Source organism: Qipengyuania triglochinis, from assembly GCF_054655615.1.
Genome location: NZ_BAAHND010000001.1, coordinates 563,491 through 587,909, shown reverse-complemented (window position 1 = coordinate 587,909; position 24,419 = coordinate 563,491). Strand labels below are relative to the sequence as shown.

Annotated in this window: 24 protein-coding genes; 12 read left to right on the top strand and 12 right to left on the bottom strand. The window is 56.2% G+C overall.

The window, feature by feature from the left end:
• Positions 1–471 precede the first annotated feature (471 nt).
• Positions 472–1,674, top strand: coding sequence for an exo-beta-N-acetylmuramidase NamZ family protein (locus tag ACYQ0G_RS02970; protein WP_460099130.1), 1,203 nt, complete (start codon positions 472–474; stop codon positions 1,672–1,674).
• 12 nt (positions 1,675–1,686) lie between these two features.
• Here the strand turns inward: ACYQ0G_RS02970 and ACYQ0G_RS02965 are convergent, their stop codons facing one another.
• Complete coding sequence (locus tag ACYQ0G_RS02965; RefSeq protein WP_460099127.1) at positions 1,687–2,868, bottom strand: vWA domain-containing protein; 1,182 nt, start codon at positions 2,866–2,868, stop codon at positions 1,687–1,689.
• Positions 2,869–2,990: 122 nt separating this feature from the next.
• On the opposite strand from ACYQ0G_RS02965, the gene ACYQ0G_RS02960 reads away from it, so the two are divergent.
• Positions 2,991–4,391 carry a methyl-accepting chemotaxis protein gene (locus ACYQ0G_RS02960; protein ID WP_460099124.1) on the top strand — a complete coding sequence of 467 codons (1,401 nt, stop codon included), beginning with the start codon at positions 2,991–2,993 and terminating at the stop codon, positions 4,389–4,391.
• Between the two features lie 62 nt (positions 4,392–4,453).
• Here ACYQ0G_RS02960 and ACYQ0G_RS02955 read toward each other — a convergent pair whose 3' ends face one another.
• Positions 4,454–5,323, bottom strand: a complete 870-nt coding sequence (locus ACYQ0G_RS02955; RefSeq protein WP_460099121.1) for an AAA family ATPase — start codon at positions 5,321–5,323, stop codon at positions 4,454–4,456.
• 102 nt (positions 5,324–5,425) lie between these two features.
• Here ACYQ0G_RS02955 and ACYQ0G_RS02950 point away from each other — a divergent pair, with 102 nt between their 5' ends.
• Positions 5,426–6,646: a bifunctional alpha/beta hydrolase/OsmC family protein gene (locus tag ACYQ0G_RS02950; RefSeq protein ID WP_460099119.1), complete on the top strand. Its 1,221-nt coding sequence runs from the start codon at positions 5,426–5,428 to the stop codon at positions 6,644–6,646.
• A 4-nt stretch (positions 6,647–6,650) separates the two neighbouring features.
• Here ACYQ0G_RS02950 and ACYQ0G_RS02945 read toward each other — a convergent pair whose 3' ends face one another.
• From ACYQ0G_RS02945 to ACYQ0G_RS02920, 6 genes are all read right to left on the bottom strand, one after another.
• Positions 6,651–7,667 carry a sensor histidine kinase gene (locus tag ACYQ0G_RS02945; RefSeq protein WP_460100600.1) on the bottom strand — a complete coding sequence of 339 codons (1,017 nt, stop codon included), beginning with the start codon at positions 7,665–7,667 and terminating at the stop codon, positions 6,651–6,653.
• A gap of 11 nt (positions 7,668–7,678) precedes the next feature.
• On the bottom strand, positions 7,679–8,122 hold the full coding sequence (locus tag ACYQ0G_RS02940; RefSeq protein ID WP_460099116.1) for a response regulator: 444 nt from the start codon (positions 8,120–8,122) through the stop codon (positions 7,679–7,681).
• Positions 8,119–9,615 (bottom strand): sensor histidine kinase, encoded by a 1,497-nt coding sequence (locus ACYQ0G_RS02935; RefSeq protein ID WP_460099113.1) that lies wholly within the window; start codon positions 9,613–9,615, stop codon positions 8,119–8,121. The genes ACYQ0G_RS02940 and ACYQ0G_RS02935 overlap by 4 nt, the downstream gene beginning before the upstream one ends.
• An 18-nt stretch (positions 9,616–9,633) precedes the next feature.
• Positions 9,634–10,005: a hypothetical protein gene (locus ACYQ0G_RS02930; RefSeq protein ID WP_460099110.1), complete on the bottom strand. Its 372-nt coding sequence runs from the start codon at positions 10,003–10,005 to the stop codon at positions 9,634–9,636.
• Positions 9,998–11,986, bottom strand: a complete 1,989-nt coding sequence (parE, locus tag ACYQ0G_RS02925) for a DNA topoisomerase IV subunit B (RefSeq protein WP_460099107.1) — start codon at positions 11,984–11,986, stop codon at positions 9,998–10,000. Before parE ends, ACYQ0G_RS02930 begins: the two co-directional genes overlap by 8 nt.
• A gap of 61 nt (positions 11,987–12,047) precedes the next feature.
• Positions 12,048–13,190, bottom strand: a complete 1,143-nt coding sequence (locus ACYQ0G_RS02920) for a penicillin-binding protein activator (RefSeq protein ID WP_460099104.1) — start codon at positions 13,188–13,190, stop codon at positions 12,048–12,050.
• Between the two features lie 38 nt (positions 13,191–13,228).
• Between ACYQ0G_RS02920 and rsmI the strand changes: the two genes are divergently transcribed.
• From rsmI to ACYQ0G_RS02900, 4 genes are all read left to right on the top strand, one after another.
• Positions 13,229–14,083: a 16S rRNA (cytidine(1402)-2'-O)-methyltransferase gene (gene rsmI / locus ACYQ0G_RS02915; RefSeq protein WP_460099102.1), complete on the top strand. Its 855-nt coding sequence runs from the start codon at positions 13,229–13,231 to the stop codon at positions 14,081–14,083.
• Positions 14,080–14,430 carry a YraN family protein gene (locus ACYQ0G_RS02910; protein ID WP_460099099.1) on the top strand — a complete coding sequence of 117 codons (351 nt, stop codon included), beginning with the start codon at positions 14,080–14,082 and terminating at the stop codon, positions 14,428–14,430. The genes rsmI and ACYQ0G_RS02910 overlap by 4 nt, the downstream gene beginning before the upstream one ends.
• Positions 14,431–14,464: 34 nt before the next feature.
• The gene (gene gshB, locus ACYQ0G_RS02905) at positions 14,465–15,433 is read left to right on the top strand and encodes a glutathione synthase (protein WP_460099097.1); all 969 of its coding nucleotides are present in this window, start codon (positions 14,465–14,467) and stop codon (positions 15,431–15,433) included.
• 84 nt (positions 15,434–15,517) lie between these two features.
• Entirely contained in the window at positions 15,518–16,066 is a 549-nt protein-coding gene (locus tag ACYQ0G_RS02900; protein WP_460099095.1) for a DedA family protein, read from the top strand.
• Here ACYQ0G_RS02900 and ACYQ0G_RS02895 read toward each other — a convergent pair.
• Together ACYQ0G_RS02895 and hemW are read right to left on the bottom strand one after the other, a co-directional pair.
• Positions 16,063–16,959 (bottom strand): tyrosine recombinase XerC, encoded by an 897-nt coding sequence (locus ACYQ0G_RS02895; RefSeq protein WP_460099092.1) that lies wholly within the window; start codon positions 16,957–16,959, stop codon positions 16,063–16,065. The two genes, ACYQ0G_RS02900 and ACYQ0G_RS02895, sit on opposite strands and share 4 nt — an antisense overlap.
• Positions 16,956–18,122, bottom strand: coding sequence for a radical SAM family heme chaperone HemW (hemW, locus tag ACYQ0G_RS02890; RefSeq protein ID WP_460099090.1), 1,167 nt, complete (start codon positions 18,120–18,122; stop codon positions 16,956–16,958). The genes ACYQ0G_RS02895 and hemW overlap by 4 nt, the downstream gene beginning before the upstream one ends.
• A 35-nt stretch (positions 18,123–18,157) precedes the next feature.
• Here hemW and ACYQ0G_RS02885 point away from each other — a divergent pair, with 35 nt between their 5' ends.
• Both ACYQ0G_RS02885 and ACYQ0G_RS02880 read left to right on the top strand, forming a co-directional pair.
• On the top strand, positions 18,158–18,739 hold the full coding sequence (locus ACYQ0G_RS02885) for a CAP domain-containing protein (protein ID WP_460099088.1): 582 nt from the start codon (positions 18,158–18,160) through the stop codon (positions 18,737–18,739).
• 272 nt (positions 18,740–19,011) lie between these two features.
• Positions 19,012–19,443: a CAP domain-containing protein gene (locus ACYQ0G_RS02880; protein ID WP_460099085.1), complete on the top strand. Its 432-nt coding sequence runs from the start codon at positions 19,012–19,014 to the stop codon at positions 19,441–19,443.
• A gap of 3 nt (positions 19,444–19,446) precedes the next feature.
• On the opposite strand, the gene rdgB is transcribed toward ACYQ0G_RS02880, so the two are convergent.
• Positions 19,447–20,076: an RdgB/HAM1 family non-canonical purine NTP pyrophosphatase gene (gene rdgB / locus ACYQ0G_RS02875; protein WP_460099081.1), complete on the bottom strand. Its 630-nt coding sequence runs from the start codon at positions 20,074–20,076 to the stop codon at positions 19,447–19,449.
• Positions 20,073–20,789: a ribonuclease PH gene (gene rph / locus ACYQ0G_RS02870; RefSeq protein ID WP_460099078.1), complete on the bottom strand. Its 717-nt coding sequence runs from the start codon at positions 20,787–20,789 to the stop codon at positions 20,073–20,075. The genes rdgB and rph overlap by 4 nt, the downstream gene beginning before the upstream one ends.
• A 155-nt stretch (positions 20,790–20,944) precedes the next feature.
• On the opposite strand from rph, the gene hrcA reads away from it, so the two are divergent.
• Genes hrcA through ACYQ0G_RS02855 form a run of 3 tightly spaced genes read left to right on the top strand, consistent with a single transcriptional unit; the run spans position 20,945 to position 24,380 of the window.
• Entirely contained in the window at positions 20,945–21,988 is a 1,044-nt protein-coding gene (hrcA, locus tag ACYQ0G_RS02865) for a heat-inducible transcriptional repressor HrcA (protein ID WP_460100598.1), read from the top strand.
• 12 nt (positions 21,989–22,000) lie between these two features.
• Positions 22,001–22,600 carry a nucleotide exchange factor GrpE gene (gene grpE, locus ACYQ0G_RS02860; protein ID WP_460099075.1) on the top strand — a complete coding sequence of 200 codons (600 nt, stop codon included), beginning with the start codon at positions 22,001–22,003 and terminating at the stop codon, positions 22,598–22,600.
• A 28-nt stretch (positions 22,601–22,628) separates the two neighbouring features.
• Positions 22,629–24,380, top strand: a complete 1,752-nt coding sequence (locus ACYQ0G_RS02855) for a DUF885 domain-containing protein (protein ID WP_460099072.1) — start codon at positions 22,629–22,631, stop codon at positions 24,378–24,380.
• Positions 24,381–24,419: the final 39 nt, after the last annotated feature.

The following is a 24,419-nucleotide window of genomic DNA, read 5'->3' as shown; positions in this document are numbered from 1 at the left end:
GTTAGTGGGGATGGATGCGAATTGGCTCCGCATCAGATGGCGCATTGACGACGCGAGAAAGTTGGTCGTCCCGCCGTTCGCCGGAAAGGGAAGGGCAGACCAACTATGGCGTACGACCTGCTTTGAACTATTTTTGCAGCCGGATGGCGGCACATCTTACTGCGAATTCAACCTTTCACCTTCTGAGCGCTGGGCCGCTTACGATTTTTCATCACCGCGAAATGGCATGGCGAACCGGCCCTTACCCCGCGAACCGGAATGTACGATGCGGCAAGGCACTGGCTTCGCGATTTTCGACACCGCGATTCCCGTAGACGTCTTACCTGATATTGCATGCGCAGCGGGCATAACCTGCGTTCTCGAAGAAGAGGGCGGGATTAAAAGCTTCTGGGCGTTACGGCACTGCCGAGATCAACCGGATTTTCATGATCCGGCTTGCTTCATCGCACGCCTTGATGCACCCCCCCGTTCATGAAATTCGGGATCGACCGCCTTCTCACAGATAGTAATTTGCGCAAACCGCTGGAGGGGCGCCGCGTCTCTCTCGTTGCGCATCCCGCATCGGTCACGGCGCAGCTAGATCACTCGCTCGACGCTCTGATCGAGCGAGGGATAAATATTACCAGCGCATTTGGTCCTCAGCATGGTTTGAAGGGCGACAAACAAGATAACATGGTCGAGACAGCGGATGAGAACGATCCGCGATACGGAATTCCGATCTTCAGTCTCTACGGTGAAGTCCGGCGCCCGACCGATCAGGCGATGTCCACCGCCGATGTTTTCCTGTTCGATCTGCAAGATCTTGGATGCAGGATTTATACGTTTGTCACCACGTTGCTTTATGTTCTCGAAGAAGCGGCAAAAACTGGCAAGTCTGTGTGGGTTCTGGATAGGCCAAATCCAGCTGGCGGACCTGTTGAAGGTACTTTGCTATTGCCAGGGCAGGAAAGCTTCGTGGGTGCAGCGCCGATGGTCATGCGTCATGGGATGACCATGGGCGAAATGGGCCACTGGTTTATCCAGCATTTCGGCCTCGACGTCGATTATCGCGTGATTGAGATGGAAGGGTGGAAGCCCGGTCACGCACCAGGTTTCGGTTGGCCGGAAAATCGGGTGTGGATCAATCCGAGTCCAAATGCCGCCGGACTTAATATGGCCCGGGCATACGCCGGTACCGTCATGCTCGAAGGAACCAATTTAAGCGAGGGAAGGGGAACGACACGGCCTCTCGAAGTGCTCTTCGGTGCTCCCGACATCGACGCGCATGCTGTGCTAGATGAAATGGAAAGCTTAGCGCCAGCGTGGCTGCGGGGATGCAAACTTCGTGAGTGCTGGTTCGAGCCCACGTTTCACAAGCATGCAGGCAAGCTTTGCAACGGCCTGATGATCCATGCGGAAGGCCCTTATTACGACCACCATGAATTCAAGCCCTGGCGCTTGCAGGCATTGGCCTTCAAAGCGATCCGGAACCTTTATCCCGATTACGATATCTGGCGGGATTTTCCATACGAGTATGAATTCGATCGGCTGGCTATCGATGTCATAAACGGCGGTCCTGCCTTGCGAGAATGGGTAGATGATAGCGAGGCCACCCCGGACGATCTCGCCCAGCTGGCTGCGCATGATGAGGAAAGCTGGCGCCGCGCAATAGCCCCCCATCTTCTCTACGGTTGAGTATTTCCGATATCAGCTCTGCTTGCGGCTCAACTCCCGCATGGCGTCATCAAGCCCTTCCAGCGTAAGCGGGTACATGCGGTCATTAACGAGATGCTTCATAACCTTGGTTGATTGGGAGTATCCCCATTGCTTCTCGGGGACTGGGTTCAACCAAACTGTGGCCGGATAAGTGTTGGTAAGTCGCTGCATCCAAGTGGCGCCAGCCTCTTCGTTCATATGCTCGACGCTACCGCCTGGGTGGGTAATCTCGTAGGGACTCATTGCCGCATCGCCAACGAAAACGACTTTATAGTCGTGACCGTATTTATGCAGAATATCCCAAGTTTTTGTGCGCTCCTGCCACCGCCGGCGGTTGTCCTTCCAAACTCCTTCATAAAGGCAATTGTGGAAGTAAAAGAATTCGAGGTTCTTGAATTCACTCGTAGCGGCGCTGAAAAGCTCTTCCGTAACCTTTATGAACGGATCCATCGACCCGCCAACATCCAGTAATAATAATAACTTCACCGCATTTCTGCGTTCCGGCCGCATGCGGATATCGAGCCATCCCTGCTTCGCCGTGCCATCGATTGTAGCATCCAGATCCAATTGATCGGCAGCACCTTCCCGCGCGAACCGGCGCAGTCGGCGCAATGCTATCTTGATATTTCGTGTGCCGAGTTCTTTCGTATTGTCCAGGTTCCGAAATTCCCGCTTGTCCCACACCTTGATCGCACGCTTGTGGCGACTTTCCCCACCGATCCGCACCCCTTCAGGGTTGTATCCTGAATTGCCGAAAGGACTCGTGCCACCCGTTCCGACCCACTTGTTGCCTCCCTGATGGCGCTTTTCCTGTTCTTCCAGGCGCTTCTTGAGCGTCTCCATGATTTCATCCCAATCGCCGAGACTCTTAATCTTCTCCATCTCCTCATCGGAGAGGAATTTTTCCGCTACTGATTTCAGCCAGTCCTCGGGTACATCGACGGGATTCTGGCCATAATCAGCTATGATCCCTTTGAAGACTTTAGAAAAAACTTGATCGAAACGATCAAGGAGACCCTCGTCTTTCACGAAAGTTGCTCGGCTCAAATAATAGAAGCTTTCCGGGGACTGACCAATTACTTCTCGGTCGAGTGCTTCCAGAAGTGTCAGATGTTCTTTGAAACTGGCGGGTATTCCTGCGGCGCGGAGTTCATCGACGAAATTTAGGAACATAATTCGAATTCACCCTGCGTTTTTTGTCGGTGCTGATGCCATTCGATGCAACCGTTTAACGGTCCGCTAACCAATTATCACTACTCGGAACGTCAAACAGGACAATGAGGGGTCCCGATTAGATGGAAATCAGTCCAATCGATACTGCAACAGCTTCTGCACTGAATAGCATACCAGAGGCGTGTGGTAAGGTCACGGTCGGTTGCAGCGATGTGGCCGGCATCGTTCAGGCCGTGCTGGATAGTTCAGGCGTACTGCGCGCAGAGCATGTTGAACTGCAGGGGACTGTCCGGGAGCTGGAGGCCGATCAACGTAAAGTTGCCGAAGCCAGCGACGAAGCGAGAATCCTTTCTGCCCGTGCCATCGAGCGGCTGAATATGGGTACGACGCAAATCCAGTCATCGCTCCAGCAGATTACCAATCTCCTCGACCTGGTGGAAACCCTTGCCACCCACGTGACCGGATTTGCTGCGGCTATGGACCAGGTTAAGCGCTGTTCGCAGGATATTGAGCAGATTGCCGAAACGACCAACATCCTCGCTTTGAACGCCACGATCGAAGCGATGCGAGCCGGAGAAGCAGGACGAACCTTCGCGGTCGTCGCAAACGAAGTGAAAACGCTCGCCGGTGAAACGCGTAAGGCGACGGACGAGATTTCCGAAGTGATCGAAACGCTCGGGAGTGAGGCGTCTACGGTCATCGAGCGGATCGAGGCAGGCGCAAAGGCTTCGAACGAAGCAAAAAGCTCCGTCGCCAGTATCGACGCGACCATTTCCGGCGTCAGCCAGCTTGTCGAAGAAGTAGACCAGCAGAACGACCAGATTACCCGAGCAACCGGCATGATGACGGAACATGTGGACCGCGTGTCCAACGTTCTCGAAAGCTATGACCGCGCGGCCAATGAAAACGAACAGCGCCTGGAGACCGCCCACGAGCGGATCGAAGAACTAGAACTCACTGCCAGCGAAATGTTCGACCGGATCGTGAAGGCCGGGCTTTCGCCGCAGGATAGCGACATGGTCCAGCAAGCGCAGGAATTTGCGCGCGAGATTACGCAGCGCGCCGAAGAGGCCATCGAAAATGGTTCCCTCAGAATGGAACAGCTGTTCGATCAGGATTACCGGCTGGTTCCTGGCACCAATCCAGAACTCTACCGAACCAGTCTTTCCGATTGGGCCGACACAAACTGGCGTCCGGTCAACGATAAGGTCGTAGCGCAGGGCGGCGGGATCATGATGTGTTCGCAAGCCGACCTCAACGGTTTCTTGCCGACCCATCTCAGCGATCGTTCGCGGAAACCAACCGGGGATCTTGCCCACGATACCAAATATTGCCGCAATGGCCGCATCATGGTGGCAAATACGGATCTTTTGGCTCGGGCCAGTTCCGGCCCCTATACGATGGCTGTATATCGCCAAGAGGGCGACGGAAAGAATTACATGGTTGTGCGGAACGTCTACGTGCCCATCGTTGTAAACGGCCGCCGGTGGGGCGATTTCGAGCTCGCCTACAGTTTCAACTGATCGATTGAATTACGAGTAAATAACGCGTCCCGTTTTTCGGGACGCGTTAGTATTTCAGACCCTTATGAGCTTTGGCGGCGAGCCATGAACGCGAGTCGCTCAAACATCATCACGTCCTGCTCGTTTTTGAGCAGTGCACCATGCAGCGGTGGAATGGCGCTGTTGGGATTGCTGTCTTGCAGGACTTCCAGCGGCATATCCTCATTCAAGAGCAGCTTGAGCCAATCGAGTAGTTCGCTCGTGCTTGGCTTCTTCTTGAGACCCGGAACTTCCCTCAGCTCGTAGAACATTTCCATCGCTTTGGTGACGAGGTTTTTCTGGATGTTGGGGAAGTGGACCTCGATGATTTCGCGCATCGTCTCGTGATCGGGAAACTTGATGTAGTGGAAGAAGCAACGGCGCAAGAACGCGTCGGGAAGTTCCTTTTCGTTGTTCGATGTTATCACCACGATCGGACGCTCTTGCGCCTCAATGCGCTCGTGCGTTTCATAAACATCGAAGCTCATGCGGTCGAGTTCCTGGAGCAAATCGTTCGGAAACTCGATATCCGCCTTATCGATCTCGTCGATCAATAGAACGGGAAGCTCAGTTGAAGTGAAGGCTTCCCACAACTTACCCTTTTTTATGTAGTTCGATATATCGTGAACACGTTCATCGCCAAGCTGACCGTCCCGCAAGCGCGCGACAGCATCGTATTCATAAAGCCCCTGTTGCGCCTTCGTGGTTGATTTCACATTCCACTCGATCAGCGGAGCATCGAGTGCTTTGGCAATTTCATGGGCAAGAACAGTCTTTCCCGTCCCGGGTTCTCCCTTAACCAATAGCGGCCGCCTCAAAAGGACGGCAGCATTTACCGCGACCTTGAGATCCTCGGTCGCGATATAAGATTGAGTACCTTCGAAACGGTTCTGGTCTGTGGTCGTGTCGGCCATAGTCTTTCCTTGCAACTTTACCCAAACGTTAGGAGGCAGGCATGGTGAGGGCAAGGGGAAGGGGCGTTGCATTCACCACAGTCACATGCATTAGGGGTGCCCATGCCAACAGAAACCATAACAATCCGCGCTCCTGCAGGTCATGAACTAAGTGGTTCGCTCGAATTACCAACAGGCCTTGTTCGTGGCGCGGCACTTTTCGCCCACTGTTTCACTTGCACCAAGGATAGCAAGGCGGCGGTAAGTGTCGCTCGTGCGCTGGCGAAAGAGGGAATCGCTACACTGAGGTTCGATTTTACCGGGCTAGGTGGAAGTGGCGGGGACTTCGGACGGGCCGGTTTTGCGACCGATGTCGCGGACCTAGTTGCAGCTGCGAAAGAGCTATTTGAAAGGTTCGCCCAACCCATTTTGCTGGTAGGACATAGCCTCGGCGGCGCGGCGGTCTTGGCGGCCGCGGATGAAATTGGCCTCGACCGCATTGCCGCAATCGCAACCATCGGTGCACCAGCCGATGTCCCACACGTGCTGACCAACATCGAGGGGGATCTTGAAGCGATCCGGAAGTTGGGAGAGGGTCCGGTACGGATCGCTGGTCGCCAATTCAATCTAAGCCGCGGATTTATAGAAAGGGTCGAAAGCACGGACCTGCTCGCAGAGGTCGCTCGGCTCAGAAAACCGTTGATGTTTCTTCACTCTCCAACCGACGAGATTGTCGGTGTAGAGAATGCGAGCGAACTGTTCGGTGCCGCAAAACATCCAAAAAGCTTTGTGAGCCTGGAAGGGGCAGGGCACCTCCTTCTCCAGCCGCAGGATGCGAGATTTGCGGCTGATGTCATAGCTGCATGGGCAAGCCGCTATCTTCCGTTAAGTAACGACTGGCCTTTGCCTGCAGAGGGTGTGGTCACATGTATGGGCCACGGTAAGTTCGGAACGGAAGTGCACACAACCAGTCACAGCTTCATTGCAGATGAACCGACCTCCTATGGAGGGGATGACAGCGGACCGACACCGTATGATTTGCTCTTAGGCGCGTTGGGTTCCTGCACGTCGATGACGATGGGAATGTATGCGGAGCGAAAGGACTGGCCGCTTAAAGGGGTAAGGATACATCTCACCCACTCGCGCGATCATGCGAGGGATTGCGAGCAATGCCTAGCTGAGGAAGACGGAATGCCGCATCAGCTTATCACACGAGCTATTACAATCGATGGCCCTGAGCTCAGCGAGGATCAGCGCCAGAGGCTCTTGGAAATCGCCGATAAATGCCCGGTCCACCGGACGCTGGAAAGCCGGATTAGCGTGGAGACTAAACTCGTAGGATAGCAAATTACGTCGCGGGAACCACGAAACGGTGCGTGGTTCCACGATCACTTTCGACACGTTCCAACTGTGTGCCCAGGCTTTTGGTTATGGCCGACACGATCCGCATGCCCAAGCCAGTTCCCTCTGGGGACTTGCCTTCGGCAATACCGGCTCCGTCATCGCTGACGGTGATACAATATCCGGCGTCCGTTTTGTCCAAATCGACCGAGACCTTGCCTGCCGCACGGTCGGCAAACGCATATTTCGCCGCATTGCTGACAAGTTCGTTCACGACGACACCAACATTGACCGCGTCATCGGGTGACACTTCCACGTGCTCGGAGGTAAACACGAGTTCGACTGCAGTATCGCCCTCGGACATATTGGCGCGAAATTCTTCAACGAGTGTCGCGAGATACTCGTCCAGATCAATAGTGGTCAGATCGCCGCGAGTATAAAGGTTCTGGTGAACCTTTCCGATAGCTTTAATTCGGTTCTGCGTCGCGGCGAGCGCATCTTTCGCCGCAACTTCTTCAGTCTGATGCGCTTGCATCGCAACGAAGCTCTGTACCATCTGAAGAGAGTTGGAGACGCGATGGTGCACTTCTCGAACAAGCATTTCGAGGCGTTCGTTGGCTTCACGGAGGTTTGCTTCGGCTTCACGTTTCTCGCGTTCGAGCCGATCTCTGAGAAATGCCTGCCGAAAGCGGCTGTCAAGCAAATCGAAAAAGCTATCGCCGACAGTTTTTACTACGAAGTCTGAAGCCCCCGCATGAATGGCTTCCACGGCCACAGCGGTGTCACTGTCTCCAGTGACGAAAACCACCGCAGGGTGTCCATCTTGCGCTACAATCTCATCAAGCATCTGCCGACCACTTTTGCCGGGCATATGATTATCGATCGCGATCAGGTCGTAGCGCTTGGATTTTATCAGCTCGAGGCCTTGGTCAGCGTTTTCAGCTGTATCAACATCGAAACCGCGCTTACTCAGCGCGCGCTGAATCAGCCGACGCAGGCCGGCATCATCATCTACATAAAGGATCTGTTTCGGTTCTATTGCTCGTCTACCGAAGGAACTTGGATGACCGACAGGAAAAGGCCCAACTGACGTATGGCGTCGGCGAAGCTCTCGTAATTCACGGGCTTCGTGATGTAGACGTTACAGCCCAAGTCATAACACCGCTGGATTTCCACTTTATCATCCGTCGTAGTCAACACGACCACGGGAGTTCGGTGAAGCGTGTCATCCTGTTTGATCTTTTCGAGGATCGAGGTCCCGCTCATATCCGGCAGGTTAAGGTCAAGCAGAACCAGGGCCGGGCCGTTGTGCGATGGCCCGCTTGCATCGTTGAAGAGGTACTCGAGAGCACTGGTGCCATCGAGGAAATGCTTGATGTCGTTGGAAATACCAGCGCGGCGAATGTTCTTTTCAATAAGTCTGGCATGACCTGCATCGTCTTCGATCATGACGATGCCAACGGATTGATGGGAGTTCATGTAACTGCCTCTTGAGCAACGAATTTTGAAGGGAGTGAAAGCCTGAATCTAGCGCCTTGGTCAAGTCGGGATTCGACTTCGATTGTTCCTCCAAGGCGATAGGCGAGGGCCCGGACGTTGGCGAGGCCGAGCCCTTCACCCTCTTGATCTTGGGTGCCCGCCCTCCGGAACAGTTCGAAGATGCGTTCATGGTCTTCTGGTGATATACCGCGACCGTTGTCGATCACGTCAATCCGCACTGTTCCGACCGCAGTGCTACCTTCGATTTGAATTTCTCCAGGTCGGGCAGGGCTGAGGTACTTGATGGCATTTTCGATCAGGTTCTGCAGGATCTGCTCGACTGCAATCCGGTCGCTTTCGAGGTCAGGTAGGGATTTCACTTCTATAGTGGCGCCGGCATCCTCGGCCCGCTGGTGAAGTGAGGCTACGATGTTATCGGTCAACTGCTCCATATCGAGCAGTTCCGGCTGAAGTTTACGCCGACCCTGGCGCGACAATTCAAGAATGGAATTGATCAGGCGATCCATCTTCTCGGTCGATGTGCGGATGAAGCCGAGGGCTTCTGGAAGATCCTCGTCAACGGCGAGCCAGGTTTCGTCGTCCCGCAACTCAGGGTTTTCCGCATAGAGTTTCTCGAGATGTGCGTGAATGAGCTTGCGGGCTTCATCCAACTCGGAGGTGAAACCGAGAACGTTGACGAGCGGTGAGCGCAAGTCGTGGCTGACGATATAGGCAAATCGTTGGATTTCGTCATTCGCCCGCATGAGTTCTGCAGTTCTCGACTGGACAGCATCTTCCAGCCCCAAGTTCGCATCGCGTAAGTTGACCTGAGCTTTCGCAAGATCGCGGTTGTACCGCAAAACGACGATGACCGCAGTGACAAGCACGCCGATCAGCAGAAGGACGGCAATGCCCCCTACCACGTAGAACTGGACTAGAGAATTAAGCTGAGCGCGATTGCGCCGAACGAGTTCACGCTCTTCGAATTCAGCCATTTCTTTGGCGATCTCACGGATGTCCTGAGTGATCAGCACTCCGTTATCGACATTGAAGTCGAGGCCACGAGCGTCTAAAAAAGCTTTGGTCGGATTGGCGAACATAGCATCTATTATGACTGTTCGATCCGCATTTAAGCTACGGATCTCTTCGAGCCGATCCTGCTGCGCTTGAGACCCTAGCAAGTCCGATAGGCGTGCTTGCTCCGCTTCGAAATCACTGCTGGCTTCGCGGACAGTCCGTGTGAAGGCAGGGTCTGGCTGAAGGAGAAAGCCTCTGCGACCAGCGGCAATCTGTTCGTTTGAAGTAGCCAGACTGTCGATGATGGCCTGCCGTTGCAATGTGCGCTCAACGGCCTCGGTATCAGTGCTGATTGATGCCATCGTGATGATGGCGGCGGTGATGGCGATGATGAGAAGGGTGAGGCCCACGCCAAGCAGGGCCAGGACCCTGCGACGACCTATTTTTTCATAACGCTGGCGGACTTGGTCTGGCATGAATGGCCCAGTTCTTTGTTAGGCCAGGACCGTTAGTGCGGTCAGCGAAAAGAAGAAAGAGAGGACTGCGAATGTCGCGACCCGCCATGCTGGGGCGGCCTCAGACAACCCGCGTTTCATTGTCATATCCCAGACAAAAAAACTCGCGATGAGTCCGATAGCGATGACAGCGATGGCTGGTGAATTGGGCCATAAACCGAACACTGCCACTATCAGAGATTGAGTGATGATCTGTGCGATCAACGCTCCTGCGAACCAGACAATCGGTATTGGGCGATAGCTCGTGTCTGGGCTTTCCCAATCCGGCAACGAAGCGTCTGGCCTGGAAATCCGGCGATCTTCGTAAATAATGTCTTCTTCCCGGGGGTCCGGGACATCACCTTTAGGCATCAATCATATCACGGTCGAATTCGCCTGCGTTATTCTGAATGAAATTGAAGCGATGCTCGGGATTTCTCCCCATCAGCTGATCGACCAGCTCCTTGACCACCGCGCGCTGCTCGAATTCGGCAGGCAGTGTAATCCGAATGAGACTGCGAGTTTCAGGGTTCATGGTGGTTTCCCGCAATTGTTGCGGGTTCATCTCGCCCAAGCCTTTGAACCGGCCTACGTCGACCTTCTTGCCCTTGAAAACGGTTTGCTCGAGTTCCTTGCGATGCTCGTCATCCCTCGCGTACCGGCTCTCTTTGCCGGCAGTAAGGCGGTACAACGGCGGCTGCGCCAGGTAGAGGTGCCCACCACGAACGATATCGGGCATTTCCTGGAAGAAGAAAGTCATCAACAGTGTCGCGATGTGCGCTCCGTCGACATCCGCGTCAGTCATGATGATGATGCGATCGTAACGCAGGTTCTCAGGGTCGCAGTCCTTGCGGGTTCCGCAGCCCATGGCGAGTGAAAGGTCCGCAATTTCGCTATTAGCGCGTATCTTGTCTGCGGTGGCGCTTGCTACGTTTAGGATCTTGCCCCGGATCGGCAGAATCGCCTGGGTCTTCCGATTGCGAGCTTGCTTCGCACTGCCGCCAGCCGAGTCACCTTCGACAATGAATAGTTCGGTTTCGCCGTCACCTTCGCCCGAGCAGTCGGTAAGCTTTCCTGGAAGACGCAGTTTCTTCGCATTTGTCGCAGTCTTGCGCTTGATTTCGCGCTCTTGTTTTCGCCTGAGACGTTCGTCCATCCTCTCCATAACCTGGCCGAGTAACGCCTTGCCCCGGTCCATGTTGTCGGAAAGGAAATGGTCGAAATGGTCACGCACCGCGTTCTCGACCAGCTTCGCAGCTTCGGGAGAGGTCAGCCGATCCTTGGTTTGGCTCTGGAACTGCGGATCACGGACGAAGACGCTGAGCATCACTTCGGCGCCAACCATTATGTCATCGGCTGTGAGATCTTTAGCCTTCTTGGTGCCGGTCAATTCACCGAATGCTCTGAGCCCTTTGGTAAGCGCTGCACGAAGCCCCTGCTCGTGCGTACCCCCATCTGGGGTCGGTACCGTGTTGCAGTACCAACTGGTGGAACCATCAGAATAAAGCGGCCAGGCAATCGCCCATTCGACGCGCCCCTGTTCCATTCCGTCTGCTTCGGGGAACTCCTGGCTTCCGGCAAAGGGTTGTGCAGTGACACATTCGCGTCCGCCAAGCTGTTCCGCTAGATGATCGGCAAGGCCGCCTGGAAATTTGAAGACCGCTTCGGCTGGCACGTCGTCAGACGCGAGACTCTCCGCACATTTCCAGCGGATCTCGACCCCAGCAAAAAGATAGGCTTTCGAGCGCGCCAGTTTAAACAGCCGCTTTGCGCTGAATCGGCGATCCCCAAATATTTCGGTGTCCGGAACGAAGGTTACCGTCGTCCCGCGCCGGTTGGGGGTAGGGCCCAGCTCTTCAATTGGACCTTTGGGAGCTCCCTTGGAAAACTCCTGTGCGTAAAGCGTCTTGTCGCGGGCGACTTCCACGCGAGTATGACCGGACAACGCATTGACCACGCTCACGCCTACACCGTGCAATCCGCCGCTGGTTGCGTAGGCCTTGCCGGAAAATTTGCCGCCCGAGTGCAGCGTAGTGAGGATCACCTCGAGGGTCGATTTGCCAGGAAACTTCGGATGTTCTGCAACCGGCATGCCTCGGCCATTATCGGCAATGGTGATGAGGTTACTTTCATCGAGCCTGACCTCGATGCGGCTTGCGTGACCGGCTACGGCTTCGTCCATCGAGTTGTCGAGCACCTCGGCAACAAGGTGGTGAAGCGCGCGATCGTCAGTGCCGCCGATATACATGCCTGGCCGACGCCGGACCGGTTCGAGCCCCTCGAGCACCTCGATCGAAGAGGCGTCGTAGTCGCCGGAAGACGTCGGCGTGTTTTCGAACAGATCATCTGACATGGTTTCAGGCTATATCGAGCGGGCCGCTGCCCGCAAGCAGGTAGCTGCGGTTATCCGCTTATCAGAAGCCTTTAGGTGCTGGCGAAACGGTTTCCACACCGCCATTGGTCACTTTCCGTACCTCGAAGGCCCGCTCGATAACGCCATTACGCTGAAACCGGAAAGGACCATCCATTCCATCGAAACCGCCGGACTGGAACAGAACATCTGTAGGGAAGGGGCGGCCAACCCGCCAATCTCGCGCTGCACGCAGCGTCAGTAGGACCGCGTCATAGCCTAACGTAGCGATCCGGTATGGCTGCCCACCAAAGCGCTCCTGGTAGCTCCGCACGAATCCAGCGTACCGCGCGTCGCTGACTGCCGAGAACAGGGCACCACGCAATGAGGGGGATCGCATGAGGTCTCGGTCTCCGCTCCACCGTTCGGTGCCGAGTATGCGTAAGCCATCGGATTTGACCGCCCCGGCCGCGCGGATCGAACCTTCGGCACCATCTGCGATCAAAACGGTATCAAAACCACCTCTTTGCTTCAGCCGAGCGGCAGCGCTGACAACGGAAGTGTTGCTGCTCGCATATCGTTCGCTTGTTACGTACTGGCCGCCGTGATCCGAAAGGGCTGACCGAAGAGCTGCCTCGGCACGGTTGCCGTAATCGCCATCAGGCGTGAGCAAAGCGAAATCTCGGGCGCCCACGTTTCGGGCGTATCCCACGCTGCGTTCAATCGATTGCTCGGGAATATGGCCCATGACGAAGACACCTGGCCCGGCCACCGTGGCATCGTTCGAGAAGCTGATGATCGGAACATTAGCTGAAGCCGCCTCCGCCCGTACCGACACGACGTTGCTACCCAAGAGCGGGCCGAGGATTAATTTGTTTCCGTCTGCAATCGCCTGGCTGGCAGCGGCCTGTGGCCCCTTTGCCGTATCGTACGTCGTTATGCGCAGATTATCTGCTGCGGTGTCCAATATCGCCATCGTAGTAGCATTCGCTATCGATTGACCAACGTCGCCGTTCTGTCCCGAAAGCGGAACCAGAAGAGCAACCCGGTGAAGATTGTCTTGCGGTAGGGTCGAACTGCTTGGCTCCGGACTTGGCGTACCTGCAGATGGGGTTTCGGGGCCCTTAGGGATTATCGAACAGGCCGAAAGCAGGACAGCGCCCGCTGCCATGGTTACATTACGCCGGGTGACAAATGCGCGCTTCATTCTTGCCGCGTCCCTCAAAATTGGTTCATGGGGTGAGGGTGAGCAACGATGCCCAGCCTCTTCCAGATCGTCTTACACCGGGACTTTATCTTGTCGCCACCCCTATCGGTAATCTTGGCGACATCACTCTGCGAGCCGTTGACATTCTGTCACGCTGCGATGGGGTAGCCTGCGAGGATACCCGCGTTACCGGCAAGCTCCTGAAGCACCTCGGTTTGTCGAAACCGATGTGGCGCTATGACGATCATAGCGAAAATCGTGATAGACAACGTCTCGTAGATTCCATGCGGACCCGCGCCGTGGCGCTGGTAAGCGACGCTGGCACCCCGATGATATCCGATCCGGGATTTCGTCTCGTCAATGACTGCCGTGCAGAAAATATACCCGTTACCAGTCTACCGGGGGCCTGCGCAGCCGTGGTCGGACTGACGCTTTCCGGGCTGCCAAACGATCGTTTTCTGTTTGCCGGCTTTCTTCCCACAAAGGAAAAAGCACGGCGTGTTACACTGGAGGAGCTAACCGCGACCGATGCGACGCTGATTTTCTACGAGACCGGTCCGCGCTTGGTAAAATCGCTTAAAGCTATCGGTGAGGTCATGCCCGAGCGTGAAATCGCCGTGGCGAGAGAGCTGACGAAAATTCACGAAGAATGTCGCCGCGGCTTGTCCGACGGCCTGATGGCTTACTACGATACGCACCCGCCCAAGGGAGAGATTGTCTTGCTTGTCGGCCCGCCGCAGGAGCATGCGCCGAGCGATGCAGATGCCGAGGCCATGCTGCGCGAGGCCTTGCAGACGATGAAGACAAGTCAGGCTGCCGCCCATGTTTCTAAAGCGACGGGCCTTGATCGCAAGAGCCTCTATACCCGAGCGATGAGAATAAAGTCCGAATGAAGCGCCAGCGAGCCGAGCGAAGCGGCAGGGATGGCGAAGCGAAGGCCGCATTATGGCTGCGTGCGAAGGGCTGGCAGATCTTAGACCGGAGAGTGAAAACATCGGCAGGTGAGATCGATTTGATCGCCAAGCGTGGAGGTCTGGTCGCCTTCATCGAGGTTAAATGGCGCCAGCGTAAGGAAGAGCTCGATCACGCGATTGATGAATACCGTCTTTCGCGCGTCGCCGCTGCCTGTGAAGCCGTTGCCCATCGGTATGCGAAGGAGGGTGAGGATATCCGCATCGATGTCATCCTCCTTGCGCCAGGAGCGTTCCCTCTCCACATCGCCAACGCCTGGCAGCCTTAGCCGCTTCCCGGGCAGCAGCTGATTGGAGTTTACAATGTCCCTACGCGTCGCCGTCCAGATGGACCCACTCGAATCCATTAATATCGCGGGAGATAGCAGTTTCGCGCTGATGCTGGCGGCGCAGAATCGCGGGCATGAAGTATGGCATTACGACGTTTCGACCCTTGCATGGGAAAGCGATGGTACGCCGGCAGGAAAGATTACTGCTCATGCGGCTCCGGTCACAGTGAAGCCGGTCAAAGGAGACCACTTCAGTGCGGGCGGGCGCCGCAGGGTCGATCTTGCGAGGGACATCGATGTGGTTTTGATGCGGCAGGATCCACCATTTCATCTTGGCTATATTAGCGCTGCATTCCTGCTTGATCGGCTGAAGGGCACGACGCTCGTCATCAACGACCCTCGCGAAGTGGTGAACGCCCCGGAGAAAATGTTCGTGCTCGATTACGCACGGTTCATGCCCCCGACCATGATCGCGCGACACCTCGATGATCTGAAAACCTTCCAGCGCGAACATGGCTCGATTGTGGTGAAGCCCCTTCACGGGAACGGGGGGAAAGCGATTTTCCGCCTCGATGCCGATGGAACTAATCTATCCGCTTTGAGCGAGGTTTTCGACAAGACTTGGCCAGAACCACACATGCTGCAGCCATTTCTCCCTGAAGTTTCGGAAGGAGACAAACGCATCGTATTGGTCGACGGAGAATTTGCGGGCGCCATCAACCGCTTTCCTGGCGAAGGCGAATTTCGTTCTAACTTGGCGCAAGGCGGGCATGCCGAGGCCGCCACGCTGACAACCCGCGAGGAAGAGATATGCGCAGCGATGGGGCCGGAATTGAAAAAGCGTGGCCTTGTCTTCGTCGGCATCGATGTGATTGGCGGGAACTGGCTGACGGAAATCAATGTGACCTCCCCGACAGGAATTGTCGCGATCGACAAATTCAATGGTACCGATACAGCAGGCCGCATCTGGGACGCGATTGAGCGCCGCCACGCGGACCAATAACCTCACCCGGGCGTTGGTTCGGTCGTGAACAGTCTGATTATCGATCTGATCGCCAAAGGCGGGTACCTTGGCATTTTCCTTCTGATGGCGCTGGAAAATATCTTTCCGCCGATGCCATCCGAAATCATCATGGGGTATGGCGGGGTTCTCGTTGCTCGAGAGCAGATGGCGTTCATCCCGCTATTGCTGATTGGGACGCTGGGCACTGTAGCGGGTAACTACTTTTGGTACTGGCTGGGCCGCCGATGGAAAGAGGAGCATCTGAAAAGCTTCATTGCGAAGCACGGAAGGTGGCTTACTTTCGAATGGAGCGAGTTCGAAGAGGCACGCCACCTGTTCCGTCGTAATGGAGACTGGATCGTTTTCTTTCTCCGTTTTTCTCCGTTTCTTCGTACGATCATCTCGCTGCCGGCAGGGCTAGCGAAGATGAAGCTTTGGCGCTTCCTTTTGTTCACGTTTCTTGGCTCACTGATCTGGAACGGAGCACTCATTTGGGGAGGAAGCGCGCTGTCAGGCGTGATCTCGAAATACGAAAATTATGCCAGCTGGGCTGTGGGCGGCTTCATCGTTCTCGGGGCGGCCTGGTACTTATATCGAGTGATCAAGTGGAAGCCGTCTGAAACGGATAACTAGTCCTGCTCGCGCGGGTGCGCGTTGCGATAGGTGTCCAGTAAGGACGCAGCATCCACTTTAGTGTAGATCTGCGTGGACCCCAGACTGGCATGGCCAAGCAATTCCTGGAGACTTCGCAAGTCCGTACCCGCGCCAAGCAGATGGGTTGCGAAGCTATGCCGGAGGGCGTGTGGCGTGGCGCTGTCAGGCAAGCCCATCACCCGGCGAGCATTCGCCGTGGCTTTCTGAACGATACCTTGAGATAAAGCGCCGCCCTTCACACCGCGAAACAAGGGCTTATCCTTATCGAGCGGCCAAGGGCATTGGCGAACATAGTCTTCTACCGCAGTGCGAACGGCTGGAAGTAGGGGGACGACGCGCTGCTTGCTCCCCTTGCCAGTGACGGTCAAAGTCTCGCCGAGCGGTAGATCGCATCCTCTCAGCGCGAGAGCTTCTGAAATTCGCATTCCTGCTCCGTAGAGGAGGAGTAATACGGCTCGGTCCCGGGCCCCCACCCAATCATCGGCTGCAAGGTCATCGACTGTCTCGGCGAGCCCGATGGCATCGTCAGGCGTCACCGGGCGGGGCAGGCCTTTCTTGATCCTGGGCCCGCGCATTCGCGGTGCATCGGTATTCTCCAAGCCTGCCTGGGCTCGTGCATATGCGAGAAACGCTTTGAGGGCAGACAGTTCTCGCGCGGCGGATGCATTGGAAAGTCCATCGCTGCGCCGAGCCGCGAGATGCTGGCGCAACTGGCCAGACGAAACTTCTGCGACTTCCTCGAAATCTGTCAAATCGAAGGCACTCAACAATCTCTCAGCAGCCTTGTGATAGGCGCGAACGGTATGATGCGAGCGCCTCAGGCCGAGCGCTAGATGGGCATGCCATGCGCCTAAGATATCCTCGCGGCTCAAGAGGAGACCAGTTCATCAGAAACAAGTTCGCCGAGCAACGCATCAAGCAATGGCATTCCCAAGCCCGTTACGCCGATCCGGCCATCGTTGTCCCAAAGCAGGCCGAGATCGCGATAGAAGACAAACTTCTTCGGGTCTATCATGCCGGATGAATCGAAACCGAAACGCGCACCGAGCTTGGACGGATCTATCCCCTCGCGCAAACGAAGACCCATCAAAAGTGCCTCGGACGCCATGTCATGGTTTGTCAGGATTCGGTGCTCTGCAATTCCATCGCCCTGCGCAGCTACCGATGTGAGGAAGTTTTCCGGCTTTTTATGCCGGGTGGTCGCCACCCCGCTGCGTCTGCCATGAGCGCCTGGCCCGATCCCGTGATAATCAAGATAGCGCCAATAAGTGAGGTTATGGCGACTTTCTTCGCCCGGGCGGGCATGATTGCTTATTTCGTATGCAGGGATACCTGCAGCCTCGGTGATTTCACGGGTGAGTGTGAAAAGATCACCGGCTGGATCATCATCGAGCGGATCGAATTTTCCCAGACGTACGTCCGTGGCGAACCGCGTCGCAGGCTCGATCGTAAGTTGGTAAAGCGATAGATGAGAGGTACCTAACGCGAGAGCTTCAGCCAATTCCTTGTGCCATTCTTCGGCACTTTGTTCTGGCCTGGCGTAGATTAGATCGATGGATACGCGATTGAAGTTTTTTTGCGCGGTCTCGACCGCCGCGAGTGCTTCTTCGACACCGTGCAGCCGCCCAAGAAATTGGAGCGCTTCAGGTCGAAGGCTCTGCACACCAAGAGAAACGCGATTGATGCCAGCGAGAGCCAGATCGGCGAAATTGCTCGCCTCGACCGATGAGGGATTACCTTCCAGCGTTATCTCAATGTCAGGTGCAAAACCCCAGAGGCTCTCGGCCTCGCGAAGCAATGCGGCCACGAGGGCAGGGGGCATCAGCGAAGGCGTGCCGCCACCGAAAAAGATGCTTTCGAGAGAACCGCTGTCTTTCCTTGTGGAATGCTCTGCCCTCATGTCGGCGAGCAGCGCCGCTTGCCAGGCGCTAACGTCTATCTGCTCACGCACATGGCTGTTGAAATCGCAATAGGGACATTTCGCGAGGCAGAAGGGCCAATGGATGTAAAGCGAACGGGCCAATTGTGCCTTCATCTACGATTCAGCGGCGCTTCGCATGAATTGGCGCCATGGACGGGTTCAAGATCATTTTCGCGACAGGCGCCGCGCTCATATCGCTATGTGCCACGGTTGCGACTACATCCGCAAGCGTCGGCACTGGCAAGCCAGCCGATTCTTCGCCTTACGGTGGCGGATACGACAACCGGATGAGTGATGCTCTGGCAGTGCGGTTGCTCGACGCACATAATCGCGAACGAACCCGCCTTGGACTTCCGCGGCTGAAATGGAACCGAGCGCTCGAACGCGAAGCAAAACACTGGGGACGCGAACTGGCGAAGCGGGGCAGGCTAGACCATGCCGATCAAGGCACGCGAAACAATACGGGCGAAAATCTCTGGATGGGAAGCCAGGGTCACTGGGACGTCATGACGGGCATCACGATGATGATCGATGAGAAGAGGCATTATCGCCATGGCAATCTTCCGAATATTTCTTCAACGGGAAATTGGGCGGATGTAGCCCATTACACCCAGATCGTCTGGCGAGACACCCAGGAAGTCGGATGCTCCATGGTCAACGATCACGGTTGGGATGTGCTGGTCTGCCGTTACTGGCCAGCGGGCAATGTGTGGGGTCAGAAAGCCTACTGAAAACGGCAACCAGCTGCGGGCGAAAGATATTTCAGCTTTCCTTAAGACGAATTGGCCAGACCCACTTTATGCGATTCATCACAACTGTGCTGTTGGCCTCCACCGCCTTGTTCGCCGGCTGCGGCGGCGGCGAAGCGTCGCCCTCTCCTTCGACTGGTGGAGGAGGGGCAGTGCCGGCTCCAACTCCAGCCCCTTCTCCCACGCCAACACCATCCCCTACGCCAAGTCCTTCACCTCCGGCAGGCGGAAGTGTCGATGCTGAGCAGGATGAAATGCTTTCCGCGATGTTGGCAGTTCACAATGCAGCGAGAAACGAGGTAGGCGTACCGCAACTCGAACTCGATGACGATCTAAACCGCGCCGCGCTCGACTATGCTGAAGAATTGGCTCGAACGGGATTGTTTCAGCATAGCCCAGGTGGCTCCAGACCGGGGCAGGGCGAAAATTTATGGGCAGGAACAACTGCGGCTTTCTCCTACGACCAGATGGCAACTGCCTGGGTTGAAGAGAAGCGGTATTTCAAACACGATGTCTTCCCGAATGTCAGTACGACCGGGAATTGGCAGGACGTCGGTCATTACACGCAGATTATCTGGCGAGACACGACCCGTTTCGGGTGTGGTCTCGCAACCGGCCTAGGGCGAGACTGGCTGGTTTGCCGCTATTCGCCACCAGGAAATTTCATGGGCCAGAGGGTGTATTAGCCGTCAGTCGCCGAACTGGTCGGACACGAATTTGGCAAATGCATCTGCCCGATGACTTATCAGGTGTTTTTCCTCGGGCGCGATTTCAGCAAAGGTCTGGTCGCGACCTTCGGGAATGAAAACGGGATCATATCCGAAGCCCATTTCTCCCCGCGGAGGCCAGGTAAGCGTGCCCGGCGCCGTCCCTTCGTAAACGGCTTTTTCGCCATCCGGCCAAGCCAGGGCGAGGACGCAGTGAAAGGCGCAAGAACGATCAGCATCGGAGCCTTTCTCCTGCAGCATCCCTTCAACCTTGCCCATCGCCATATACCAGTCACGGCCTGGTTCGCCCTCGAAATGCTGCCGTTCCGCCCAATCGGCAGTATAAACGCCAGGGCGACCGTCCAGCGCATTCACCGAAAGCCCGCTGTCGTCCGCGAGGGCTGGCAATCCCGACGCTTCCGCTGCCGCGCGGGCCTTGATCAACGCATTCTGGATAAACGTCGTACCGGTTTCGGGCGGTTCGGGCAGGCCCAGCGATCCAGCCGAAATGCATTTCACCCCGTAAGGGGCGAGAAGGGCAGAAATTTCCTTCAGCTTTCCAGCATTGTGCGTTGCGATCACCAAGCTGCCCGAACCGATCCGACGAGTCATTTTTGAGTAGCCTCGTCCTGTGCCTTGAAGATTTCCGCGCAACCCATCTGCGCAAGACGTAGGAGACGAAGGAATGCCTCTTCGTCATAGGGGGCGCCTTCAGCCGTAGCCTGCGCCTCGGCTATCTTGCCGCCTTCGATCAGCACGAAATTAGCGTCGGCATCAGCCGAGCTATCTTCAGGATAATCGAGATCGAGCACGGGTGTGCCCTTGTAGATACCGCAAGACACCGCTGCGACTTTGGCAGTGATCGGATCCTCAACGATATCGCCAGCCTTCAGGAGACCATTCACCGCAAGTCGCAGCGCCACCCATGCGCCGGAAATCGAAGCCGTGCGAGTGCCGCCGTCCGCCTGAATGACATCGCAATCAAGCGTGATCTGACGTTCGCCGAGCTTCTTCATATCGACGACCGCACGTAAAGAACGACCTATAAGTCGCTGAATTTCTTGCGTACGCCCGCTCTGCTTTCCTTTAGCCGCTTCGCGCTGACCGCGTGTGTGAGTGGCGCGGGGAAGCATGGAATATTCGCCGGTCACCCAGCCTTCGCCTTTACCGCGAAGCCACGGCGGAATGCGTTCTTCGATGCTCGCGGTGCAGAGAACCTTCGTATCTCCAAAACCGATCAGGCAACTACCCTCGGCGTGCTTTGTGTATCCGGTTTCGATCGTGATGGCGCGCATTTCATCTGGCGCACGTCCTGAAGGTCGCATTGCTTTCTCCTGTAGCCTTCGACCGCCTTAATATAATGCGATCGAAGGCGAGTGTTCTGACTTCTGCCTTCCCGCTAGAAGAAAGTGCAGCACTTCTACAAGCTCGGCGCGATAGGAAATTGAGATTGTCGACGGCTGCGCCTACCTTATCCTACATGAACGCTCCTCCGCTTACCGATTTATCCGATCGCGCCCGCGCCATTTTCCGGCTCGTCGTCGAAGGCTACCTCGAGAGCGGATCGCCGGTGGGTTCCAAAGCCTTGGCGGGTGAGGGCGGGGTGAACCTGTCACCTGCCTCGATACGATCGGTTTTGGCAGAGCTGGAACATCGTGGTCTTCTCGCTGCGCCCCACACCAGCGCAGGACGAATGCCTACCGACAGCGGACTTCGCCTCTTCGTGGATGCGATGATGCAGGTGGCCGAGCCTACTGCCGAAGAGCGTGTCGCAATCGAGCAGCGCATTTCCGAACCCGGTCCGATTGAGCGCGCACTGGAAAGGACAAGTGCACTATTGTCCGATCTGTCCGGGGCTGCCGGCATGGTGATGGTACCGCGAAGGGAGCCCCGGCTGGCCCAAGTGTCGCTCACCGCACTAGATGCAAACCGCGTGCTGGCAGTTCTTGTAGGGGAAGATGGGCATATCGAGAACCGGATTTTGGCGCTGCCTGTTCAAGCACTCGGTACCTCGCTCGAACAGGCGAGCAATTTTCTTACCGCGAAGGTCGCTGGCAGGACTTTGGCAGAAGCAGCGCAACTTATCGAGCAAGAGGTCGCCAGTGGCCGCACCGCCCTTGACGACGCAAGCCGCGATCTTGTTGAGCGCGGCATTGCGGTCTGGACAGAGGACGCATCCAACCGTCCGGTGCTTATTGTCCGCGGGCAGGCCAACCTTCTCGATGATAGCGCACTTTCCGATATCGAGCGGGTCCGATCCTTGCTGGAAGACCTAGAAAACAAGCAGTCGGTTTCCTCTCTTCTCGAGAGCGCGCGGGAGGCAGAAGCCATGCGGATATTCATCGGAAGCGAGAACCGGTTGTTTTCGCTTTCCGGGTCATCCGTTATCGCCTCGCCTTATCGAGATCGTGATGGCAAGGTTGTGGGAGTACTCGGTGTGATTGGACCAACTCGGTTGAATTACGCGCGGGTCGTCCCCATGGTGGATTTCACGGCCCGTTCCTTGGGCAAACGCATAGGCTGACAGGGTTTTCAAGTGACTGACAACACGAATAACGAACCGCAGAACGAAGCGGTCGACGATGAAGTGGCACGCGAGATGGAAGGCGTGCCAGAGCATTTGCGTGAAGACGGAGATGAAGGCGAAGCAGCCGAGGAAGCGCTCGAAGAAGCGCTGGCCAACCTGCGTGGAGACCTCGAAGCTGCCAAGCAGGATGTCCTTTATGCCAAGGCGGAGACGCAGAATGTACGCCGGCGTATGGAAAAGGATGTCCAGGACGCCCGTAATTATGCGGCGACGGGTTTTGCCCGCGATGTGTTGAGCGTGGCGGACAACCTTGCTCGTGCGCTAGAGGCTGTTCCTGCCGAACTGCGCGAGGACGAGAAACTCAAGGGCTTTGTTGCTGGTATCGAAGCAACCCAGCGTGAACTCGACAAGGTCTTCACTCAGAACGGCATTACGCGGATTGCTGCAAAAGGCATGCCGCTCGACCCGAACCAGCATCAGGCCATGATGGAAATTCCGACCGATGAAGTCGAAGCTGGAACGATCGTTCAGGAAATGCAGGCGGGCTACATGATCAAGGATCGTCTGTTGCGCCCGGCCATGGTCGGCGTTGCGAAGAAGCCAGACTGATTTTCGACAAGACTTGGAGAATTAGAACATGAGGGCCGCCCTTTTAACGAGTGCGGCCCTTGCCGCATCCGCTTTTGCCATACCGCTGGCCGCGCAGGAAACTGCCGACGAGAAAGTCATGGCTCTCGGCGATGAGTATTACGATTACGGCTTGGCCGCCTATGGCATGACCGAAACGGAGAGCGGTCAAACCGAACTGGGCGACTCTTACTGGTCGGTTACACCGCAAAGCCAGCAAGAGCGGGCGGGGCGCTACGCAGAGATACTTGAGCGACTGGACGCAATCGACAGAAACGCACTGTCTCCTGAAGCCAGGACCAACGCTCTGGTGCTTCGGACCCTTCTCGAAAATGACATAGGTGATGCCCGCTTCTCCGAGTGGGAAATGCCGTTCGATAGCGATAGTAATTTCTGGTCCTACCTCACGCCTCGCGGCGGGCTGACCACGGTCGACGAATATGAGAATTATATCGGCCGGATGCGCGATCTCCCACGCCTGTTCGATGAGCACATCGCTAATGCCACTGCCGGTCTGGAGCGCGGTTTTAGTGTCCCGCGGATCACGCTGGAAGGACGGGACGTCTCAATCGAGGCGTTTGTTACCGCGAAACCGGAAAACAGCCCCTTCTGGACCCCTTTTGCGCAGATACCTGACCGTTTTTCAGATCAGGATAAGACCCGCCTGGAGGCAGCTGGTCGTGAAGCGATCTCTGAGAGCGTAACGCCAGCCTATCGTGAACTCCTGACATTCTTCCGCGACACTTACCTGCCGCAGACCCGCACCACACTGGGGGCGAGTGAGTTTCCCGATGGAAAGGCATACTATGCGCAGCAAATCCGGCAATACACTACGCTCGACCTGACGGCAGAACAGATCCACCAAATCGGTCTGGAAGAAGTAGCGCGGATTACTGCCGAAATGGAGAAGGCAAAGGAAGACGCAGGCTTCGACGGGACGCTCGCCGAATTCATCACTTTCTTAAGGACAGATCCGCAGTTCGTGGCGAACACACCCGATGAGTTGATGGGTGTCTCTGCCTACACGGCGAAGCGTGTCGATGATAAAATAGGCGACTATTTCGGATTCCTCCCGCGTTATCGCTTTGGCATCCGCCCGGTCGATCCGGCGATAGCACCATTCTACACCGCTGGCCGGGGCGGTCTCGAATACTGCCAGATCAACACCCATGATCTTCCCTCCCGTCCGGTCTACAATATACCCGCGCTTACAATGCATGAATGTGCGCCGGGCCATTCATTCCAGGCTGCCATCGCGCTGGAGCGTGAAGACGCGCCGCGCTTCCGCCGCCAAACCTATTTTTCCGGCTTCGGCGAAGGCTGGGGGCTATACACCGAGTACCTCGGCAACGAGATGGGGATATACCGAACCCCTTACGAACGTTTCGGTCAATTGTCCTATGAGATGTGGCGCGCCGCGCGCTTGGTTATCGATACCGGCATCCATCAATATGGTTGGTCCCGCGATCAGGCACTCGACTATCTTTCGAGCCACACCGCCCTGTCCGATCGCGAGGTCGAAACAGAGATCGATCGCTATATCAGCTGGCCGGGCCAGGCGCTGGCATACAAACTGGGCGAAATGACCATCCGCCGCGTCCGTGCGAAGGCGGAAGATGCGCTCGGTGATGATTTCGACATTCGCAAGTTTCACGATGTCGTCTTGTCGCTGGGTTCGGTGCCCTTGCCAGCGCTCGAAGAGCGCATTGACGCCTTCATCGCCGACGGTGGTCAGGGTTTAGCCGGCGTTACTTACGACTGACCGGGAACGCATGGCTGCTTCTTCCGTATTTTCGCGACA

What these genes read in the sequence shown, in the direction of transcription:
- ACYQ0G_RS02970 (WP_460099130.1), top strand. Translation starts at nt 472, where the DNA reads ATGAAATTCGGGATCGACCGCCTTCTCACAGATAGTAATTTGCGCAAA.
- ACYQ0G_RS02965 (WP_460099127.1), bottom strand. Translation starts at nt 2,868, where the DNA reads ATGTTCCTAAATTTCGTCGATGAACTCCGCGCCGCAGGAATACCCGCC.
- ACYQ0G_RS02960 (WP_460099124.1), top strand. Translation starts at nt 2,991, where the DNA reads ATGGAAATCAGTCCAATCGATACTGCAACAGCTTCTGCACTGAATAGC.
- ACYQ0G_RS02955 (WP_460099121.1), bottom strand. Translation starts at nt 5,323, where the DNA reads ATGGCCGACACGACCACAGACCAGAACCGTTTCGAAGGTACTCAATCT.
- ACYQ0G_RS02950 (WP_460099119.1), top strand. Translation starts at nt 5,426, where the DNA reads ATGCCAACAGAAACCATAACAATCCGCGCTCCTGCAGGTCATGAACTA.
- ACYQ0G_RS02940 (WP_460099116.1), bottom strand. Translation starts at nt 8,122, where the DNA reads ATGAACTCCCATCAATCCGTTGGCATCGTCATGATCGAAGACGATGCA.
- ACYQ0G_RS02935 (WP_460099113.1), bottom strand. Translation starts at nt 9,615, where the DNA reads ATGCCAGACCAAGTCCGCCAGCGTTATGAAAAAATAGGTCGTCGCAGG.
- ACYQ0G_RS02930 (WP_460099110.1), bottom strand. Translation starts at nt 10,005, where the DNA reads ATGCCTAAAGGTGATGTCCCGGACCCCCGGGAAGAAGACATTATTTAC.
- parE (WP_460099107.1), bottom strand. Translation starts at nt 11,986, where the DNA reads ATGTCAGATGATCTGTTCGAAAACACGCCGACGTCTTCCGGCGACTAC.
- ACYQ0G_RS02920 (WP_460099104.1), bottom strand. Translation starts at nt 13,190, where the DNA reads ATGAAGCGCGCATTTGTCACCCGGCGTAATGTAACCATGGCAGCGGGC.
- ACYQ0G_RS02910 (WP_460099099.1), top strand. Translation starts at nt 14,080, where the DNA reads ATGAAGCGCCAGCGAGCCGAGCGAAGCGGCAGGGATGGCGAAGCGAAG.
- gshB (WP_460099097.1), top strand. Translation starts at nt 14,465, where the DNA reads ATGTCCCTACGCGTCGCCGTCCAGATGGACCCACTCGAATCCATTAAT.
- ACYQ0G_RS02900 (WP_460099095.1), top strand. Translation starts at nt 15,518, where the DNA reads ATGGCGCTGGAAAATATCTTTCCGCCGATGCCATCCGAAATCATCATG.
- hemW (WP_460099090.1), bottom strand. Translation starts at nt 18,122, where the DNA reads ATGAAGGCACAATTGGCCCGTTCGCTTTACATCCATTGGCCCTTCTGC.
- ACYQ0G_RS02885 (WP_460099088.1), top strand. Translation starts at nt 18,158, where the DNA reads ATGGACGGGTTCAAGATCATTTTCGCGACAGGCGCCGCGCTCATATCG.
- ACYQ0G_RS02880 (WP_460099085.1), top strand. Translation starts at nt 19,012, where the DNA reads ATGCTTTCCGCGATGTTGGCAGTTCACAATGCAGCGAGAAACGAGGTA.
- rdgB (WP_460099081.1), bottom strand. Translation starts at nt 20,076, where the DNA reads ATGACTCGTCGGATCGGTTCGGGCAGCTTGGTGATCGCAACGCACAAT.
- rph (WP_460099078.1), bottom strand. Translation starts at nt 20,789, where the DNA reads ATGCGACCTTCAGGACGTGCGCCAGATGAAATGCGCGCCATCACGATC.
- hrcA (WP_460100598.1), top strand. Translation starts at nt 20,945, where the DNA reads ATGAACGCTCCTCCGCTTACCGATTTATCCGATCGCGCCCGCGCCATT.
- ACYQ0G_RS02855 (WP_460099072.1), top strand. Translation starts at nt 22,629, where the DNA reads ATGAGGGCCGCCCTTTTAACGAGTGCGGCCCTTGCCGCATCCGCTTTT.